At 41.8% G+C, this 20,946-nt stretch carries 18 protein-coding genes; 1 reads left to right on the plus strand and 17 read right to left on the minus strand.

The features are described from left to right. Positions 1-4: 4 nt before the first annotated feature. From DESYODRAFT_RS23790 to DESYODRAFT_RS23865, 16 genes are all read right to left on the minus strand, one after another. Positions 5-1,966, minus strand: a complete 1,962-nt coding sequence (locus tag DESYODRAFT_RS23790) for a pyruvate formate lyase family protein (protein ID WP_007786986.1) — start codon at positions 1,964-1,966, stop codon at positions 5-7. Positions 1,967-1,994: 28 nt separating this feature from the next. After that, positions 1,995-3,242 (minus strand): O-antigen ligase family protein, encoded by a 1,248-nt coding sequence (locus tag DESYODRAFT_RS23795; RefSeq protein ID WP_042339075.1) that lies wholly within the window; start codon positions 3,240-3,242, stop codon positions 1,995-1,997. A 19-nt stretch (positions 3,243-3,261) separates the two neighbouring features. Further along, a complete protein-coding gene (locus tag DESYODRAFT_RS26775) occupies positions 3,262-4,032 on the minus strand; it encodes a glycosyltransferase family 2 protein (RefSeq protein ID WP_007786990.1) in 771 nt (256 codons plus the stop codon). Positions 4,033-4,859: 827 nt separating this feature from the next. Further along, positions 4,860-5,924, minus strand: coding sequence for a glycosyltransferase family 2 protein (locus tag DESYODRAFT_RS23810; RefSeq protein ID WP_007786992.1), 1,065 nt, complete (start codon positions 5,922-5,924; stop codon positions 4,860-4,862). A 67-nt stretch (positions 5,925-5,991) separates the two neighbouring features. Then, on the minus strand, positions 5,992-6,930 hold the full coding sequence (locus DESYODRAFT_RS23815) for an NAD-dependent epimerase/dehydratase family protein (protein WP_242833510.1): 939 nt from the start codon (positions 6,928-6,930) through the stop codon (positions 5,992-5,994). A gap of 148 nt (positions 6,931-7,078) precedes the next feature. Then, positions 7,079-7,933, minus strand: coding sequence for a sugar transferase (locus tag DESYODRAFT_RS23820; protein ID WP_007786996.1), 855 nt, complete (start codon positions 7,931-7,933; stop codon positions 7,079-7,081). A gap of 51 nt (positions 7,934-7,984) precedes the next feature. After that, entirely contained in the window at positions 7,985-9,280 is a 1,296-nt protein-coding gene (locus tag DESYODRAFT_RS23825; RefSeq protein ID WP_007786997.1) for an ATP-grasp domain-containing protein, read from the minus strand. A 213-nt stretch (positions 9,281-9,493) separates the two neighbouring features. Further along, positions 9,494-10,693 carry an ATP-grasp domain-containing protein gene (locus DESYODRAFT_RS23830; RefSeq protein ID WP_007786999.1) on the minus strand — a complete coding sequence of 400 codons (1,200 nt, stop codon included), beginning with the start codon at positions 10,691-10,693 and terminating at the stop codon, positions 9,494-9,496. A 415-nt stretch (positions 10,694-11,108) separates the two neighbouring features. Then, positions 11,109-12,206, minus strand: a complete 1,098-nt coding sequence (locus DESYODRAFT_RS23835) for a DegT/DnrJ/EryC1/StrS family aminotransferase (RefSeq protein WP_007787001.1) — start codon at positions 12,204-12,206, stop codon at positions 11,109-11,111. Between the two features lie 20 nt (positions 12,207-12,226). Continuing rightward, complete coding sequence (rfbC, locus tag DESYODRAFT_RS23840; protein ID WP_007787003.1) at positions 12,227-12,775, minus strand: dTDP-4-dehydrorhamnose 3,5-epimerase; 549 nt, start codon at positions 12,773-12,775, stop codon at positions 12,227-12,229. A 2-nt stretch (positions 12,776-12,777) separates the two neighbouring features. Then, complete coding sequence (locus DESYODRAFT_RS29660) at positions 12,778-12,903, minus strand: hypothetical protein (RefSeq protein WP_007787005.1); 126 nt, start codon at positions 12,901-12,903, stop codon at positions 12,778-12,780. Between the two features lie 14 nt (positions 12,904-12,917). Then, positions 12,918-13,967, minus strand: coding sequence for a dTDP-glucose 4,6-dehydratase (gene rfbB / locus DESYODRAFT_RS23845; protein WP_007787006.1), 1,050 nt, complete (start codon positions 13,965-13,967; stop codon positions 12,918-12,920). Further along, positions 13,967-14,848, minus strand: a complete 882-nt coding sequence (rfbA, locus tag DESYODRAFT_RS23850) for a glucose-1-phosphate thymidylyltransferase RfbA (RefSeq protein WP_007787008.1) — start codon at positions 14,846-14,848, stop codon at positions 13,967-13,969. The genes rfbB and rfbA overlap by 1 nt, the downstream gene beginning before the upstream one ends. Before the next feature lie 304 nt (positions 14,849-15,152). Next, complete coding sequence (locus DESYODRAFT_RS23855) at positions 15,153-15,950, minus strand: tyrosine-protein phosphatase (protein WP_007787009.1); 798 nt, start codon at positions 15,948-15,950, stop codon at positions 15,153-15,155. 303 nt (positions 15,951-16,253) lie between these two features. Further along, positions 16,254-16,964 (minus strand): CpsD/CapB family tyrosine-protein kinase, encoded by a 711-nt coding sequence (locus DESYODRAFT_RS23860; protein ID WP_007787011.1) that lies wholly within the window; start codon positions 16,962-16,964, stop codon positions 16,254-16,256. A 17-nt stretch (positions 16,965-16,981) separates the two neighbouring features. Then, positions 16,982-17,680 (minus strand): YveK family protein, encoded by a 699-nt coding sequence (locus tag DESYODRAFT_RS23865; RefSeq protein WP_007787013.1) that lies wholly within the window; start codon positions 17,678-17,680, stop codon positions 16,982-16,984. A gap of 255 nt (positions 17,681-17,935) precedes the next feature. Between DESYODRAFT_RS23865 and DESYODRAFT_RS23870 the strand changes: the two genes are divergently transcribed. Continuing rightward, entirely contained in the window at positions 17,936-18,775 is an 840-nt protein-coding gene (locus tag DESYODRAFT_RS23870; protein ID WP_007787014.1) for an SGNH/GDSL hydrolase family protein, read from the plus strand. Here DESYODRAFT_RS23870 and DESYODRAFT_RS23875 read toward each other — a convergent pair. Continuing rightward, positions 18,759-20,891 (minus strand): cell wall-binding repeat-containing protein, encoded by a 2,133-nt coding sequence (locus DESYODRAFT_RS23875; RefSeq protein ID WP_007787016.1) that lies wholly within the window; start codon positions 20,889-20,891, stop codon positions 18,759-18,761. The genes DESYODRAFT_RS23870 and DESYODRAFT_RS23875 overlap by 17 nt on opposite strands. Positions 20,892-20,946 lie beyond the last annotated feature (55 nt).

The following is a 20,946-nucleotide window of genomic DNA, read 5'->3' on the forward strand; positions in this document are numbered from 1 at the left end:
TTCTTTACCTGCTTTCCGCTGCAAGAGCACGTTCTATCAAGACATCTTTATAGCTATCCGGCAAATCCTTGAAATATGCGGAAAAGCCCCATACACGGACAACCAAATCCGGGAAAGCTTTTGGATTCTTCCTGGCTTCAGTAAGTGTCTTTGCTGATACGACATTCATTTGCATTTGGAAATAACCTCGCTTTTGACTGAGCATTAGAAAATCCACAAATTTATCGTAGTTATTTTTTATGAAATCCGGAGAAACAAAGAAGTCTACCACATTGCCGTTAAATTTATTACCGCTGTAATCCAGCCCGGAGGCGAAAGAAACAAGTTCAGTAGGCGCCAACCCCGATGCGCCGGAAATATGGACAGCCAGCGGCTCTCCAACATCTCGCCCGTCGAAGGATGCGCCCGTTGTTTTTCCTGAATCAATATAAGAAGGCGAAGAAAGACCAAATTTTACTTTACCACCCAAGTTCGTGTGAAAATCAGTGATTTCAGTACTTACAACCGCTTTGATTTTTTCCGTAAGTTCAGTTGCCCTTTCTAGATCATGTCCGAAAATAGCATTTTCTTTTAACCCCTTAGCCCATTCAGCAGAAAAGCCTTCTACCCTTTTTGAATTTAATTCAGACAAGCTTAATTCTTTACTGTCAAACACAAGATTTTTGATGTTTTGCAATGAATTAACCGCATTCGCCATACCAACAGTCGTAATACCCATCCCGTTGTACTTACATCCCCCTTCAGAGATGTCTTTGGACGGATCGTCTAAATCCATGAACAATGACAACAGCGGTGCTTCCACAAAGGGTTTGGCCTGAGAAAGCGCAAATACATTCTGAACTTCGTTGCTTAAGCTTTTAGCATAGGCGGAAAACAAATCATTAAACGATGTCATATCGCTCAGTTTTTCCTTATCGAAAACAACAAGTAGTGGCTTAAGCAAATTCAGTGAGGCCGCGTTGTTCGCATCAGAACTTTTACCAACTATCAGCGGCTCCCAACAAGCGCTTGTCCCATATTTATAGGCGTCTTCTTTGTCGTATCCAAACGCAATAAGCTGGGGAATAACCACATCGTCATTGGTAAAAAGTGGCGCGCCGCAACCGGTAGCTATGCTATCCAGCGAAAGTTCATATAATCGCCGCGGCGTATTTTTGTTCACCCGCAGTAGAATTTTGGGGTCAGGCAACACAAGTTCTTTGGAAAGTTCTAAGAAAAGCTCTGTTAGATCATTATGGACATAGCCGCCCTTACCATCATCTCCTCCGAGAATGATAATCTGCCCTGTATCCCCCATTAACACCTGGCTTTTGTACAAATAATATTCATGCAACGCTTTAAGGAAATCCCGCAGCAAATCCTTTGCTGCCGCTCGAGTCAGTGTCCCATCTGAAACGCCCTCCGTGTAATACGGTTCAAGTATACTATCCAGATGACCAAGTCCGTTAAGCCGGTGTCCAGCTTGCCAAATAAGGCTATTGGCAAAAAGAATCCGTTGCAGAGCCTCACGGAAATCCGAAGCCGGCTTTGTTTGCATATTGGCCAATTGCGCAGCAATAATTTCTTTGTCCGAGTGGTTACTATGCTCAACAGCTTTTTGCAGTTTCGTTGCGTAAGCTATCACCCCATCGAGTACCCGGCGGCGTTTTTCTACTGATGAGTTGATATCGCTTGGACGCAGTTCTTCCAGCCCATATTTCAGAATTCTCTCATAGGCCGGTGTATTGTTGCTTACTGTCTTTTTCCCTCGCGCCCATACAATTTTCCATGGATCAATAGAGTAAACAAACCTACTATCTTGATTAATATAAATTCGGGAGGCACGGAGAATTTTGCATATGTTCCCCGTTATATCGGAGCTAGTATAAATCCGTATGCCGATTAACGCACGGAGATACTCGGAAGCAGGAATGCGCCTTGACATTCTTAACAATTTGCTTAACTTGCTTAAGTATTTATTTAACATTGTTAAATAACCCTTCCTTGCTTATTGCCTAATTTTTAAAAGACGAACGATAATTCCGGATATCATCAAGTCTAAATCCAAGGATAAAAATAATATTAGTAGATAATACAACCGTAAAAGGTGGCTCAGTTATGCTTGCCACAGCTAGTGCAATAAATATGGCAATCAAACAGGCAGAATAAGAATCTTTGACAGCGTCAACTCGAATCGCGAAAATAATCATTAATATTGAAAATAGTAGTAGCAAAACCATTCCACCAGTAAACAAGTACACTAACATCTGATTATGTGCGTGAATTGCTTCCTTGATGCCAATTAAGTCCGAAAACCCCTCGGAATTCCACATGCCATAACCCATAATCGGTTTTTTCTCGACGTATTCGAAAACAATCGACCATATTAATGTGCGATTTGACAACGTAACATCGCGATTTAAAATGTCAGAAATTAGCCACTTCAACCTTTCACTTAATTCCCAGAAAACAAATGAAAATGAGAGTAAGAAAAATAATATGACTCCCGTTTTTGCACAAACAATTTTGTATAACCAATTATGTTGGATGTAAGGATAAATTAGAATAACTGTCAGTGCAAATACACTTACAATCAAACCAGTGGCAGACCATAAATAAAAAGTTTGAAATATGCTGATGAAACAATACAACAACAACTTTACTTTGTTAACAAGTCTTTTTGAAAGCTGATAACGAATATAAACAAAAGGTAACCCTGAAAGAAAATAATATACAATAGAATTTTGGTGCCCCAATAGAAAATTTTTTCTTACACCGTCAACCATAGCAACAGCAGTATCATACATACCAGATGGAAACAAAAATATACTAACAAGGTTTGCAATCAACAGTATTTCAAATGTTTTTGCTAACACATTAATCCCGGTATCCGGATTCTTTGCTAGTAAAAAATCCACCAATAATAACATGCAAAAGAGCGAAGCCATACTGATTACTGGAGCTTTGATATCAATTCCATTCAATAAAGTTGAAAAAATCATTATAGTAAAGCTTAGACCCAAAACAACTAAAGGAAACTTTGGTTTTGAACCGTGCCCTATATACAAAAATAAGATTACTAATCCAGATATGATTCTGGCGACGTTGAAAATCGTATCTAAAGTTTCCACCTGATTAAAAAAAGCCGGCTTGAGCTGCACTATAAGCAAAAGTACATAGAACAACTCCTTAAGTGAGGATTTCCTTATTTTGAATAATCCTTTGGGATTACCAAACTTTATTTTTTCTTTGCTTCTATTCATAGCTCCAACCACTTCCAGATTACTCAAAATATTGTGTTCGTCTTTTCTTCGCACGAATCGCTTTGACTGCCGCTATCGTTTCAAATACCACCCACACCACAAAAGCGGACTGCGTTTTACCGGCATAATAAATCGCCTGATGGTAAGGTGTTAACATACGACTATCGACATCTCGTACACCCTTTACCCTGGATTCAAAACAAATGGCGCGGTTAACCAACAGCTCCCTGCCCACTAATTTCTGCCACGGCGCACCAAGCCCTATTAGGGTACTATTATCAGGTTTAGCGGGGTTATATGTACGGTACATTATCATTCTCACAATATCGTCGATGAAGCGGCGCTCTTCCGTTACAAATGGCGATTTGAAAGTTCTATGCCTATGTTCCGTACCTGCAAACATATACGTGCAATCCCCCAATACCACATCTGCGGATGTTTGTATAGCTTCCTTATATAAAGCTTCGCACGCTTCCTTCGGCACAATATCGTCAGAATCAAAGAAGATTACATAGTCTCCCCTCGCTTTCACAAGTCCTTTGTTCCTGGCGGCAGACACCCCGCTGTTCGGCTGATGTATAACAATAATCCGGCTGTCTCTTTCAGCATATTCATCGCAGATTATTCCGCACTTGTCAGGAGTTCCATCATCTACAAGTATAATCTCCATGTTTTTCAATGTCTGGTTGACAATGCTATCCAGACATTCCGGCAGATACTTTTCAACATTGTAAATAGGCACAATTACGCTAACCCAAGGAAATCCGGATACTTCAAAAACCCTTTGCATTACCAATCCTCCATCAAGGTTTTTCTCTCAATCAGATCTAATGCTGCAATTCTTTCGTCCTCGTAGTAGGAATCGTTCTTGACATGTGTCGTAGAGATTTCTTCGAAAATGCAGCCGTCATCCGCTCTGAATGAATGTGCGGTTCCACGCTCTACCGTGAATATCTCACCGGCTTTTAGCTGGATTTCCTTTCTGTCCGCTATGAGAGAAAGGTTTCCGTAAACACTTGGAAGGTTTCCTCCTTGACCTTATGGAAGTGCATAGGGTGCACCTGTCCGGGCAATATCACAATTATCTTCTTGCATATTCTCTGTTGGCTATATTAATGATGGTCGCACCGTAATGGCGAAAATGCTGCAATCCATAATGATGGGAAAGCTCCAACTCAAATTGGTTCCCAATCACAATTTTAGCTTCATACAGCAAGCCCTTCACATCATGAAGAATGGTTCTTGTATCCATCACGGTGGATATTGTAGGTTGCTCTTATAGCGCTTCCTTAGCCGCATAATCCTTTGATGCCGTCATACCAGCGCGGAACTCCCCGCTTGTGGTTTGCCCTTTGGCTGCCGGCATAGCAAAAAACACTTCCAGTCATGATGATAATCAAAAAAAGAAGCAGATATTCTAAAAAATCTATTAATCCAAAGCCGTAGTTCGTTTTTTCAAGCGTATTGTTAACATATTTTTATATTACCCTTTCTTATTCCTGCATGCATCTCTAGAAGCTAAAAAAATTATAGCCTTGCCTAAGCTTGACTCTAATATTAGCCTTTTAAAAAATGCATGGTCCTCATCCGTTTTCCCTCTACAGCCATATTAATGATTTAACGTTTTAATAAACTCTTGACCATTCTTCTCACCCTGAATGTCAGCCATATTCCAAGCGGCCAGTTAAGCCTTGCCGGCCAGTATGTAAGCAAATGAGGCGCCATTAGCTTGCTACTTTCGACATTTTTGATTGCAGACCAGTACGGATCTGTGTGAATCATCTTTTTCAATTCTTTTAGACTTTCCCTAAATGATTTATCACTATTCTTTGAGAAGTAATAAGCACTTAACTCCGCACTCAATCTACGAATAACATACAAATAAAAAGGCTTCTCAAACTTCTTTTTGTCGTCCTGCTGAGCAATAAAACCACTAATGCGTTCAAAAATCCTCCTGCTGATATCCAACGTGTTAGACTTATATGACTGAGTAAGTGATTGCTCCAATATCCGGTAATTATAAACTGGCTTGGCAATATAACTGATTTTCTTTACTTTATCAAGATAGTATAATGTGAAAAGATTATCATCATAGATTCCCTTCACATATGAATCGTACCGCAAGTTATTCTCTACGATAATCTTTCTGCTATAGAGCTTATTCCACGGGCTGCCCAATCCTGACACATTTGATCTTACGGCTGGTGCCGGATTGTAGCCGTAGCCGATACACGCTGCCTGATATTGCTGGATAAAATTCCTTTCCTCAGTAACAAAATCCTCTTTGAAGATTCGATTTGTTCTCTTATTTCCGTTTGTAATTGAGTAGGCATCAGCCACGATCATATCAGCGCCGCTTCTCAGATATTCATTGTATAATATCTCACAACCATTCAGCTCCATCCAATCATCCGAATCAACAAACATGAGGAAGTCGCCGATGGCATTATCGATTCCAGTATTTCGTGCTTCGGAAACACCAGCATTTTTCTTCTCGATTACTTTGACGCGGCTATCGAGGGCAGCATACTCTTTATAAATTTTGGCACTGTTATCAGGAGAGCCATCATCAACGATGATAATCTCAATGTCCTTGAAAGTCTGGTTCACCAGACTTTCCAAGCATTCAGCGATATATTTCTCAACATTATATACAGGTACAACAACGCTAATCTTTGGCATAACAATCTCCTTCTATTTTTGCTCGGCCATTTGGCTGTTCTCAAGGCAGTTTTACGATAAATTATCCTTATTTTACACTACTTATTTCATACTTAATGCAATCTTCTATAGTATTCCGGAATGAGTGTCCGGGCTTCCAGTTTAAATCTTGATAAATCATCGCACAGTTCATCCCAGCATTGAGTTGAATGTCGGAAGGTTCTATTATGATGTCGACTTCTGGCTTGTTCATTGCAGCCATACAGCTATTAATTTCCCTTGCCATATCTACAATGTTCATCTGATAATTGTTGCCAAGATTATATTCTTTCTTCCAACTAAAAACATCCACATCAATCAGGCGACATATTGCAGAAGCAGCATCTCTCACATCTAAGAAGGAAAACTTTTGCTCACCACCCACTATCCGGATACTCTTACCCTCTAGTGCATTGTCAACGAATTTCTTCAATACATTATCCGGTATAGTATTACTAGGTCCTATGAGAGAAGCCAACCGGATATTAGTGCAACGACACATCATACTGGGACTGTCTTCTTCAGATTCCATAATCGTCTCTAACAGAATTTCGGACGCGGATTTTGCCAAGGCATATAAATACCCCGGGTTCATCGAAATTGTTTCATCAGGCAGTACACCTTCATCCTGCCCATAAACAGCTTGTGTTGAAATATTAATGATACCTTTTACACCAAGCTTTCGAGCTAATACAAATATTTCTTTTGAGAAGTACAAACTTTCCACTAAGTGGTTTCCTCTTGATTTTCTGCAGAAAGCTGCATGTACTATGATATCAGTTGCTTCTAAGTATTCCGTCTTATTGAATACATCATCATTCGAAACACAAGTAACATCCAAGTCAGCATAATTCTCTTTTGCTTTTGCCGAATCAGAAGTCATAGCAATAATGTTGTACTCTCCGCACTTACAAAGCTGGTGCAGTAATTCCCATGCCAAAAAACCATTGGCACCGGTAACTAGAATCGTTTTCTTTCCTTCCATCATGCCACACTCCCTTCAATACATGCACTCGATAGTTTCATAAACTTTCTGCCGTGGAAACCACCTACCTCGGTTACTATTATCTTCAAATGAGTAATTCATTCAATTTTTCAAATAAATACTACTACCAAAAGTAACCGACCTTACATCCTTATCCTGACAACCTCATACTTCCAACCGATTCAACTGTCACAGCTGCAATTGCTTCAAGCGCATAAGCTCTATTTGTAATTTTTTCATAATTGATGCCTTCTTTAGTCAACTCAACAAGATTTATGGCTCTTCCGTCCCATGAGTACCCCATGAAAGTGCCCCTTCCAATTGAACGCACCTTTGCATTTTTTCTGTTGAATACATACTTTACCAGTTGAATCATCATATAAATATCTGTCTTTGCTCCTACATTCTCCACATACCATACATCATTCTCAAACTGCTCCTGCCAGGTCACCGGATGATCCGAAACTTTTCTCGGAGGACATTCTAACCCCGGTCTAACAGCCAGGCGCATTTTATGCCTTTTGTTATACCTGTGTGTATATTCAGGAACTAGCGGTCTTGGGCCTAATAGGCTCATATCACCTTTAAAAATGCTCCAAAAGTTCAACAACTCATCTAGTGATGTTTTTCTGACGAACTTACCAAATTCCGTAACTCTTTGATCTGGTGGCAATAACTCTCCACGCTCATCGACTGTGTTTCGCATATTCCGAAATTTTATGAGCACAAATATCTTTCCTTCTTTTCCAACTCGCTCTTGTTTAAAAAAGATGGGCCGCCCCACATCAAAATATGTAACAATCCCTATTACAAGGTTAATAGGTAACGTCACAATCAGCGCTAACCCGGAAACAATAATATCTATAATTCGCTTCACATATTTTGAATATATGTTTTCATGGGGTATTACTTCCTCGCAAAGCATATTCACAGCCTCTAGACGTTCTTCCGCCAACTGATCTGCGAGTTTCCACCGCATTTCTTTTGTTAATTCCTCCGCAATCATCTCACATCTCCAGTTTCAAAACATTTTTTTTTCGTTTTTTAGTTAGAATTTCTACAATACTTCAAATAGTCTATTCGGCTCAAACCGCAGGCACATATTTTCACCCTTATCATTTAATACCGTAATTGTTTCATTGAGATATTGCACATCCTTCGCCATCTGTTCTCGGCTTTCGCAAATCATAACGAAGCGAATATGTAGTTGTCTAAGAGTATTGCCATAAGGGGTGTCTGCGCCCTCTGGATAACGACACTCATATTCAATAACACTAGGCGTGCTCACCACGGCTTCTTTTAGTCCACGAATTGCGCCAACCTTGCCACCTTTCGTAGCAAAAGATACTATACCACAGCACTTTCCTTTAAGTAAGGGATCTTCTTTCGCAGAGTCATAGGATTCCACTTTCCCCAACAACGCTTGATCAACTAGTATATCCATAAAATTAATACCATTTAATTTCTCTATAAAACGATAGGGGGCCTCTCCCGCGCAACGCAAACCTGCCTCAAAAATCGAGAATCCATCATTACCGTGCAACCCCTGAATGAACAACACTCCATTCTGGATACCAATCTCTCTGCATAGGTTAAGCATGGACTCATTAACCTGTATCATATATTTTTCAAGAAAAAGTGATGGATAAATTCTCGCAATAGGAATCGTTGTTACCAAACCTTTATTTATAGCTACTGGATATCTATTGTCGATACACGCCAAATATGGTATGCCATTGCAAATAGTATAATGAGCTGTAAACTCATGCCCTTTTATATACTCCTCTAAAATCAATTTCCCAGCAATAGAGTTCTTTATGGCTACTGGCTCTGCATCGCGAAGTTCTTTCTCGGTCTGGCAAATAGAAACACCTGCCGATGTACTACCATCTACCGGCTTTATCACCACCGGATAATGTAGCCTGGCCCAAATATCATCTGGTATCCTCTCTCCAGTATAATAGGTGCGTGGACTTGGAACCCCACATCTATCGCATAAAGCACGAAATTGATCTTTGCTCTCGACCATATCCCATTGTTCTTTTGTGCAGTAAAAAGAAAGTCCGAATTTATCGCTAAGTGTCATAGCGTTGAGAAGATTAAATTCACTGATACCTGCAAGAACTCCATCCACTTTACGTTCTTGAATCAGCGTGCTCAGTGCCCCCAAATCTCCGGTGCTGATTAAAATATGCTCGTCCGCCACCCGCTTTGCGGCAGAATTCTCTGGTGAATAATAATCCGCTACGATAGTGTAGGCTCCATTCGCACGGGCATATGTTACTATGTCTGTAGCACCTACGTTAGAACCTAAAATCAACAACTTCTTACCAGAAAATCTATTACTTTTCATACCTTATTTTGTGTGGCGCAAATTCTTAGCACCACATACTCCTTCTCATATTATACTTTTAGTAACTTCTCTGATGAATGATTAATAGTAATTACTCCTGATCGATGCTGTTTTATCTAACAGTACCTGAGGTTTTATCGGAACTTATAGAGTCATAGGGCCATGTCCTTTTGGATTGTATATTTCATCATATTTACTCTATTTCCATCCATTTTAATGCACAATGACCTTTAACCAGCTATCAGGATTGCTTAGCATCTCTTCTGTTTGTTCCTGTGTGTCAAACTTCAAAACAAGGGTACCTATAGTTTCGTTTGCCCCAGTGAACGCCTTAACCTTCTCACCTTTTTTGACCCAGACATCACATTCTACTACAAATTTCTTACGAAATTCCGGTTCAATCTCAACTATTTCAAAAACACCCTCCTTATTACTATGTAAGATGTACTCAGCACAACAACCTTTATATACAGCTGGAGCTATGCCAGAGATAGGCTCACCAACAGCAGCTCTAACCGCATTTTTTATCAAATCAATACCTGTAGAAAACCTTATCATCTCTGCCAGTCTATTGCCACCACCCCTAGGTGACACTTCCATGATGTATACTTTACCATCTTCACCAACTCTAGTTTCTATGTTATAGATGGTTGTACCCATATTTAACAATTTAGTAAGCCTTTGTAATTCACAGGTTAATTCTCCCTGATGCTCCATCGGCATTGATGACGGCCAGCTATATGCAGCAGGGGTATATGGATTGCTGGCATCTGCATCAAATCGCTGGCTATTAAAAGAAGTAAATACGAGTTCTCCCTCAACAGAAAAGCAATCGGAATCAGATGAATAGCCGCTCTGTTTAATGAATTGCTCAATGATAAATCTACCTGAATGCGAATATTTCAATGCATTCATAATACTCTCTCTTAAATCTACACGATCCTCCACCTTTGTAACTCCTTTACTCCCTGCAGAATCAACAGGTTTGACAATGACTGGCCCGGTAAAAAGTTCACTATCTACACACGCCTCATCTACATCTGTATACTCCTTAAAAAAGGGAACGTTAAAACCATTGTCTCGTAAAAAAGAACGAAACAGGAACTTATCCTGCAAGATGGAAACTGAGTTATATGGACTTGTCGGTAATCCTAACTGTTCTGCAACATACGCAGCGACAACCACACCGGGGTCGGTGGCAAAAGACATTACGCCATTAACTCGCAAATTTCTTGCCAATTCTAGTACAGCTTCTTTATCAATAATGCTGACATAATGATATTCGTCCGCATACTGATGTCCAATATTGTCCGGCAGATAGTCACACGTTATGACATAGTAACCCAATTCATGGGCAGCTTTAATAACTGGAATTACATATCTTGATCCGCCTAGCATTAGAACTTTTTTCATCTCTTATTTCCTTTCATGTTAAAATAAAAATTGAAATATATATCCGACAAGATCCAGAATCGTGACCGCCATTTCTCTGTCCAACCTAAATGAGATGATGGTCATTCTTATCCACCACCTGTTCCACATTCAATGAGTTACTATTAATGCATAGCTTATCAACCATTCTACAAAGTGAATTTGTCATGTTGTACAAACGGCATAATTCCAGCGAATAGTTTTTCTCAACTGAAACAGGGGGTTAATTTTTCCATCTCTGTGGCAATTCATCAAACCCCACAAGGTAACATTAACGCCTGACGGAAAGTTCTCACCACCGACCCAATAAGGTTACTTATTTTCAATGAACTCCTTGATAACTAATATCATCAGTGCATTATGTAATGAAAAATTGTATTATCTACAACAGTCCTTTTCACCGTAAAATAATATCGCAGATTCTATCCACGTCTTCCACAGCCAAATCCGCATACATCGGAAGTGTCAGTACACATTCCGCCGCATGTGATGCTACAAGTACATTAGCATCACCATATGTATCTGCATAGCAGGCGGCTTTATTAACAATGGGGTAAAAGTATTTTCTCGCAAAAATATTGTCCGCTTCCAATTTCGCTTTGATTTCATCTCTTGTCTCTTTATAGCCATCGAAGACGACGGGAAAATATGCATAATTCCACTTGAGATTTGCATCAGGCTTAATCAATTTAATGCCCTTAACCCCATCCAGTCGTTCCATATACCTATCACCAGCGGCTTTGCGTTTTGCAGTTTCCTCATCGAAGTGTCGCAAGTTGCAAATGCCCATCACTGCCTCAAATTCGTTCATCCTGGCATTCGTGCCGATGTAATCAATATCCTCATGACTAGTAAATCCAAAGTTGACCAAGTAGCTCATTGCCTTAAATAAAACTGAATCTTTGTAAGCAACAATTCCACCCTCAATTGTGTGGAATGCCTTTGTTGCATGTGTACTGAACATTGCTGCATCGCCAAAGTTAGCAATCCCAACACCTTTATAAGTAACACCAAAGGCATGTGCAGCATCATAGATAACCTTAATATTATGTTTTCTTGCAATTCTTTCAATTTTCTCTACATCGCATACGAATCCATAAACATGAGTTGCCACGATGGCAACCGTCTTTTCAGTGATAGCCTGCTCAATCAGTTCTGGATTAATTGTGTAGGTATACTCTTCCACATCCACGAAAACTGGTGTCAATCCGTTACGAACAATAGCGTGAGTAGTAGAACAATGTGTATACGGAGTCGTAATGACTTCGCCCTCGAGATATAGTGCATTAAGTGCAACTTCAAGTGCAACATGACCATTTGCAAACAGATAAAGATGCTCCGTCCCTAAATATTCCTTAAGTTTATTTTCAAGCTCAACTGATGCAGCCCCGCGGTTAGACAACCATCTGCTATCCCAAACAGGCTTCAACGCCTGAATGTACTCCTCAAACTCGGGCATGGATGATTTTGTAACATTAATTCTATGTGCATTCATGATTTTTCACCCTTTTGTAATTAAAAATTACAGTCGCTTTCCTTATATAAAGGTGCGCTCTGATCTTTAGCGGACAATATAGGCGTTTCAATGTCCCACTTGACACCTATCAACGGGTCATCAAACCTAACCGTCCGATCAGCTCTCGGGCAATATGTCTCATCAACGTAATACTGTATTTCACTGTATGGCTCACGTGAAATTACACCATGCGCAAATCCCTTGGGTATATATAGTTGCTTTCGGTTTCGTGCGGAAAGCTCCACCATAACCCATTTAAGGTATGTAGGGGAATCTTTCCGAAGATCCACAGCTACATCAGCCACGTGACCTTTCGTACAGCGAACAATTTTAGCCTGTGCATATGGCGCATTTTGAAAATGTAGACCGCGGATCACCCCTACATACTCATTCCTGATGTGGTTTTCCTGTTTTGCTATGAATTCTATCCCTACTTCATGTAAAGCCTTCTCACTGTAGGCTTCATAAAAAAAACCTCGCTGATCTTCAAAGACCTTTGGCGCTAAAATCAAAACCCCAGGTATTTCTGTTTTCTCAACTTCATACATTTCTATTTCTCCTTTAGTGGATTGTCAACAACAAACTGGACAATTATTTTTAGAAACTGCGCCAGTAATTTGCTCTGTGTCCCTTTCCCGCTTCCGTCCAATCCCTCCATCACGATCAGTTTTCCCATAATTTCTGCCTCACTCAGTATTTCTTCAGTCGGCTTTCATACAACTGTTCAAAATAATTCCTGTAGTCACCGGACAGGATATCCTCCCACCACTTCCGATGTTCCAGGTACCAGCTGATTGTCCGCCGGATGCCGTCCTCGAACTTCGTTTCCGGCAGCCAGCCCAGTTCGTCATAGATTTTTGAGGGATTGATGGCATAGCGCATATCATGACCCGGCCGGTCTTCTACATAAATAATCAAACTTTCCGGCTTCCCCAGCTCATGCAGAATGGTTTTGACAACCTCAAGATTGCTGCACTCGTTATGCCCCCCAATATTGTAGACTTCCCCTTTGCGCCCCTTGCGCATCACGAGATCGATTGCCCGGCAGTGATCTTCCACATAAATCCAATCTCGTACATTAACCCCGTTCCCGTAGACCGGAATGGGTTGGTCCGCCAAAGCCCGAATAATCGTTAACGGGATAAGCTTTTCTGGGAAATGGTTCGGTCCGTAGTTGTTACTACATCGGGAAATGCTCACCGGCAACCCATATGTTCTGTGGTAGGCCTGCACTAGTAAGTCAGCCGAGGCTTTAGAAGCTGAATAAGGACTAGATGTATGCAAAGGCGTCTCTTCTGTGAAAAGCAAATCCGGCCGGTCTAACGGCAAATCTCCATAGACTTCATCCGTAGAAATCTGGTGATACCGTCTAATACCATATTTACGACAGGCATCCAACAGCACCCCTGTGCCTATTACATTTGTCCGTAGGAAAACCTCCGGATCTTCAATACTGCGATCCACATGGCTTTCTGCCGCAAAGTTAACCACGATGTCCGGTTTTTCTTCCTCAAATACTCTATAAACCGCATCTCTGTCAGCAATATCTACTTTCACAAAGTGAATATTAGGACTTTTCATTGCTTCTTCCAAAGTTGATAAATTTCCCGCATAGGTCAGCTTATCCATACAAATGATCCGGTCATTCGGATACTCAGCAAGTTGCAGATTAATAAAATTACTTCCGATAAACCCTGCCCCGCCTGTAACAATAATCGTCTGTCCATTATTTACGTCCACTATGCTCTCTCTCCCATTGCTATAGAGCTCAGATACTGGCCGTAAGAAGATTTTCCAAAACGTGCAGCCAATTGGAGTAATTGCTTTCTATCAATCCAGCCCATCCGGTATGCTATCTCCTCAGGTGCCGAAATCTCCACATTCTGTCGTTTCTGCATCATATGCACAAAAGACGATGCTTCTATAAGACTGTCCATCGTTCCCATATCAATCCATGAAAACCCTCTGCCCAGTAGGTGAACATTCAAAGCATTCGCTTTCAGATAGAGATTGTTCAAATCAGTGATTTCAACCTCCCCTCTTTCTGAAGGTTTTACCTGTTTGGCAAACTCCACTACCTGGTTATCATAAAAATATAATCCCGTAACGCAGTAATTGCTTTTCGGTTTCTTTGGCTTTTCCTCAATAGAAATCACTTTATGATTCTCGTCAAATTCCACAACACCAAATCTTTCCGGATCATTTACATAATATCCGAAAATTGAGGCGACTCCATTTTCCGCATCCCTGACGGCTTTCCCCAAAAGGTCGCTGAACCGGGTACCATAAAAAATGTTATCGCCTAGAATAAGAGAGCAGCAGTCACCCTCTAGAAAGTCCTCCCCCAATATAAATGCTTGGGTAATCCCGTCCGGAGAGGGTTGCTCTTTGTACGATATATGTATTCCATACTGATGACCATCGCTCAGCAATTTCTTGAAATTGGGTATATCTTCCTTTGTTGAAATCAGAAGAATATCTTTAATTCCTGCAAGCATCAGCGTTGACAGTGGGTAAAAGATCATCGGTTTGTCATAGATTGGCAATAGCTGTTTGCTTATAACTGTTGTCAACGGATATAATCTTGTTCCTGAACCCCCAGCTAGAATAATTCCTTTCATTTTGAACAACTCCTAAAGTGAATATCTTTTCTCTTCCTGACAGTTGATTAAACATAAATTCATCCATCAAAAGTGAAGAAGAAACCCATGATTGCTTCACATTAACATTACATTCATTAACAATCCTCTTATCCCTATCCAATTTGTTAACAGGACTTTTGTCCTGAGACAAACACACTTAATAGAATTCGTCATAAAATAGTAATGTCCTCCATACAACAACACAAAGAATTTTTACATTATTGCTCTATTTATTTAAATCTTCTCTATGTTTTGGGTAAAACCGACATTTTTCTTCAGGCATTTATCTTCGTAAAAATCCTAGAAGCCCATTTTTTCTCTTATTCCTTACTCTCCGATGAAGAGTATATTCTTTTTCAGCCACTAATTCTTCCCCTATCAAAATAGCTTGAGGATTTTTCAGAGTCACTTCTTGAAACTTCTCCTCCCCTGCGACCTCTTTGAGGTTTTTCAGAGTTTCCAGATAAACAGATTCCTTTTGCGAAGGTCGGTGGGCATCCGAACCTATAAAGTGAACTAAATTCCCACTCAGCATGATTTCGGCCAGTTCCTGAGCTTGAGGACCATACCGCCCCCTAAGGCTTCTCAGATTCAACTGAAAGAAAATCCCCTTTTTAGCCCACTCTAACAGAAGCTCCGGCTGATCTATCAGGCCCTTGTTCCGTTCCGGATGAGCTAGAACCGGAATCAGACCCTCAACCTGGAGATCAAAAAAGACTTTCTCTGTATACTGGGGAATCTCGAGCATAGGTAATTCTAAGAGGAGATACTTGCCGGTATTTCCTAACGTCAGCAGTTTTCCCCCTCCCGCCCATTTGCCCATATCTGGAAAGATATAGTTCTCGGCTCCTGGCAAAATCTCTATGGGGATACTTGCTTCGGTTACACGCTTCCGGACTTGATCGACAGCAGCCAGGATCTCCTCCGGACTTAAGTACTCCCTGCCTTCCAGGACATGAGGGGTGGCGATCAGAGTTTTAAACCCGGCACCTCTCAACTGACCTATAATTTCCAGCGTGTCTTCTATATTTTTGGATCCATCATCCAGGTCAGGAAGAATGTGACTATGTATATCTATCATTTAAACGCTCCTACAACTCAAATATTATGAATTATATGATACATTCGTCAATTATCTTCATATTTCCTTCATAATTTTATATACAAGTTTTCAGTAAGATCATAGTATTATTATAGGCTTTAGTTGGTAATCATTTCAAAATCAAAGTAGCAGCACTTAAGACTTGTTCTAAAATCATGAAGACTCTATTAAATTATACAAAATATTTATCCCGGAGGAAAACTTACAGATTGAATTCTAATATTTAGAAGTGAAAACAAAAAAGCAGTTCTCCCGAAAATCGGATAGAGACTGCTTTTACTTTTAGGGATTCCCGCGGCTTTTGCGTTTCTTCCCGGGATCATCAGAACCGTGATAGTAGTAGTAATAATAATATTCGCTGGTTTTAATATCTGCTTTATTGAGAACAGCCCCCAGAATCTTAGCACCCACTTTGTCCAGCTGATCTTTAGCGCGCAGAGCAAAATCTTTGTTGACCTCTCCCGAGGCCAACACTAAGATAACGCCATCCACTTTCTGGGCAATGATGGCGGCATCTGTCACGGCAATGATCGGTGGAGTATCGATGATCACTACATCAAACTGCCCACTGAGCTCTTCAATCAAATGCTTCATCCGTTTCGACCCTACCAGCTCCGCAGGGTTTGGGGGAATAGGTCCGCCGGGCAGAACACTGACACCCGGAACTTCCGTTTCCTTGATAAAGGCATGGCTGCCTTGATCCTGAACCAGAGAAACGGATAAACCTTCCATATTACTCAGTCCAAAAAGTTTATGCTGAGTTGGGTTGCGCATATCTGCATCGATGAGTAAGACCGACTTACCGGACTGGGCAATACTCACGGCTAAATTAGCCGCAGTGGTGGATTTTCCTTCTCTGGGTCCCGAACTGGTGATCATAATCTTTTTCGTTTTAGAATCCACACTCGTAAACTGAACATTGGTACGCAATGTCCGGTAAGCTTCCGAAATAGGGGATTTTGTTTGTTCATGCGTAATTAATGAATGCGACAAATTAGCTTCACACCCTCTTACCCTTGTTTTCCGATTTCATAATTAGGGATAACCCCAAGTACCGGAATCCCTAAGATATTCTCCACATCTTCTGAGGTCTTCACCGTATTATCCATGAATTCGATGAGGAAGACCAAACCCATCGCGGCCATTAGACCGACGACAAAAGCGATCAGGACATTCAACTTCTTATTCGGCTTCACCGGCTGGTCCGGAATCACCGCCGTATCCACGATGCTGACACTATCAACTTTTTTGATCTCGATCACGGCTTTAGAGAATTCATTGGCCATGGAGTTGGCAATGTCGGCTGCCAATTCCGGGTCTTTATTCAGAACTTGAATTTCCAGGATTTCCGTTGTTTTCACCGGATTAATGGTAATCATCTTGTCAAACTCGGCGACAGTTAAAGGCAAGTCCAAGTTGTTGATCACATTCTGTTCCACGGTACGGCTTTGAGCAATGGCCGCATAGGTTTTGGCCAGCTGCTGGTTGGCCAGGAGCACGCTGTTGTCCAGCATCTGCATTGCCGCCTGTCCCGATTCTGTCGCTTTTTTTCCTACGATCAAGGTCGTCGAAGCTTGATAAACCGGTTTTAAGATAAAAAAACTTACAACTCCGCTGGTCAGAGCTGCGATGAGCGGCAGCACTATCACAATAATCCATCGTTTTCGGAGCATTTCCCAATACTGTCGTAAATCGATTTCTTCTTCCATGAGTACCTCCAAACATGAGTACCTACAAACCAGTGTCGGTAAAACTCGTTAGACATTGTAATATTCGCGATGGTTTTCATATTTCCTTCATACTTTGCTAAATAATGATTTATCAGTTTACTTTTTTGGGAAATATCCCTTGAGTTAGAAAAATTTAATAATTTTTATTGTAAAGGGAGGATAATGCCTGGTCGAATGTCGAATCTTGTTTATCTGCGGAATAATCACCAGTACATATTGGGGAGGAACTAGTGGATGATGAAAATAACCAAACTTGAATTATACATCATTTTAGCTGCTTTTAGCTTAGCACTTCTGGTTATAGGCATATTTTGGGTCTTTAATCGAGGAGAAACTCCCTCTTATTCCTTAAAACAGCCCTCGCCGCCAAACACGGTAAGCATGGACAGTACAACAGATTCTATAGTATCTGACGCAGAAGCAGCAGCGCCAGATCCCCTTATTGTGGCGCAAAACACCATTACTCAGCAAGGACTAGCTAAACTAATTGAGCCGACAACTGTCAAGGCTCTGGTCTTCGGGGATGCAGTGGCAGGAGGCCAAGTGGCTTCCAACGCGAATGAATTGAGCTGGCATGCTTTGATCTCCAAGAAATTAGAGGATAAGTACCCTGGTAATCTCCAGTGGCAATTTAAGACTACTCCAGAAGCCACGATCCAGGATGTTTTAACCTACGTTCCGGAAGTGGCACCAAACACTGATCTTATAATCCTTTGCTTAGGCCGAAACGATTGGACGATTCATACTACTCATGATTTCCAAGAGAAGTATGAACAATTAATCATAGACCTTAAAGCTCAAAGCCCTCAAGGCGACCTCTTTTTAATAGCCGAGCCTCCCGTCAAAAGCATTGACCGGAATAATAAGTCATTCCCTTATCGCCAGATCATTCTCGGTTTAGGCCAAAAGCACCAACTTCCTGTGATTGACGAGTGGTCCGCCTTTATTAGCGACCCCACTCCACTGAACGGGTTATTGGCCGATGGTGTGAATCCCAGCGATAAGGGATATGAGGTTTTTGCTGAGGCGGTGTTAAAGGAATTTGAGGAGAAGTTAGTTAAAGCTCCAAGGTAACCGTTAGATTTCCAACGGTCTTTCCATCGATGATCAGCTTCCCTTGCACTTTTTTGGTTGAGTAGATTGATCTTAGATTCCCCATATTTATTCCTTCTGGGATTTCTGCCCCAATGACTAAATCTCCTATGGTTACAACTTTCTCCCGGTCAGCCCTTAATGAGATATTCTGGGTATCATTCAGCACTTTAAATTGCAGAGTGCAATCCTGATCTACCGTCATGGCAAACCCAAGAACATTAACCGAATCCTGGAGTCCAGACATGTCAATTTTTGCACCATTTTTAAACGTCCCCAAGGAATTAGCGGGGTCCGTGATCACTCGAAGTTTGCTAAGGGTTACGGAAGTCGGTACTGAAGGAGTTGTAGGAGTAGTCGGGGTTGTAGGCGACTGAACGGGCGGAGTCTGGGTCGACCCACCTGAAGTGCTGCCGGCTGGAATTGCTTCTTTTCCGCTTCCGGTAATCACCACAGTATTTCCTTGATTATCAAAATTGGTTACTTTTGCTCCCAGATCGACAGTCAGAGACGCTTTACCATTGGCAATCAGATCTGTGATTACTGCCGATGCACTTAAATGAACTTGGGCATGGTTGTTTAGCACAACCGGCTGAGTAAAGGTCCCTCTCAGCTCGACAATCGGGCTCCGGCCGGGCGCGCTCAAGATGGTTACTTCACCCACGGAGCCACCTATTACGTCAATGATAGAGAACGAACGTGCTACTGTGCTGCCAATGGATGTCGTCCCTGTGGACTCTACCCGTACTTCGCTGCCACTGTCTATGGTGAGAATATCTGCGATTGTATTATTTAGGTGGATACTGTCTTTTGCCCCAGAGAGAATCACTATCTTGGCAGCGGTTACACCGTTTAAGGTTGCCGATCCATTGTCGCCGGGATCCACAAACACGGTTCCCAAGGCATTCAGATTACTGAGCGTGACGTTATTTCCTTTGACATAAACACTGTATTCCAGGTCTGCGTTTTCCAGGATAATGTTATCACCAGATATTTGCACGGTATTCATTATTTTAAGCGGCTTAGCTGCGTCCGGTGAGCCTACTTTGGCGTTATCCATGGAATATGAGACATTAGAAGCCAAGGTATTTATCCCGGCGGAAGGAACAACAGCCTCCCCGCCTAGGGCAACCATTTTAGCCGTCGATAAAGACAACTTCACGAAGTTCTTTGTGGCATTTTCCAACTGTTGATTGACGAGTACGAAGGGCGCTCCGGAGGCTGCAGCAAGAGGTACTCCTGCTAAGGCGTCGACCAAGGTCTCTCCGTTGGCTACATACACCTGATCATTCCTATAGTCTTGCGCAAAATTCTTTAGTATCTGGACGTTTGTATCATATTTGTTAAGACCTGAGCAGCGGCTGACCTTACCTGGCAATTGCCCCATGACGGTATCTGACACCACAGCTGAGCCGCCGACTACATAGGAATCTCTGACCTGGGCCTTGATACTCTCCAGATAGGTTTTCACCGAAGCAGGGAGCTGACCCTGAGTCGTGGTCAAAATCGGCATTTCCTGGGCCGCGGCGATGGGAGCAACCGAGAGGGCATCGGCCGGACTTAACCAGCCAGCCGCGAGGATGACTCTGGAAATATCTGCTCCCTGAGCGGCTAGCTCTTTAGCAATATTAACAGAAGTTTCATATTGATCATACCCACCGAGCGGAACCGGGGTTATGTTCATTGCGATGAGTTCATTGATAACCGGGGGCTTAATAACGGCAGTACCACTTGTTATGTAGACCTTTTGGGGTTTCAGGCGCTGCAGCTCCGCTTTAGCGAAGGAGTTTAAGCTATCCCCACCATCGGTTAGGAGAATAGGAGCCTGGAGTTTAGCAGCTAACGGACCCGCTGCCAAGGCATCCACTAAGGCATAGTTCATCCCGGCTGAGAGTACGACATTATCTGCTGTCTCAGGCCAACCTTTTTGAGCCATCAGAGCAGCTGTGGCATACTGGTCCGCACCACCGATCCTCGTATAAGTATTTGGGGCAGTGGTAGTGTCTGCGCTCGCGACGATAGGGATTAGGGTTGTGGATAATGCCACAAGGGCTGCGAGACAGCCTTGAAATAGCTTTTGCTTTATGTTTTTGCTCATAGTTCCTCTCCAATTCTGCATAAGTTTTACTTAATATCCTTACTTTTGAAACATG

Origin of the sequence: Desulfosporosinus youngiae DSM 17734, from assembly GCF_000244895.1 — a bacterium.
Lineage (GTDB): Bacteria > Bacillota > Desulfitobacteriia > Desulfitobacteriales > Desulfitobacteriaceae > Desulfosporosinus > Desulfosporosinus youngiae.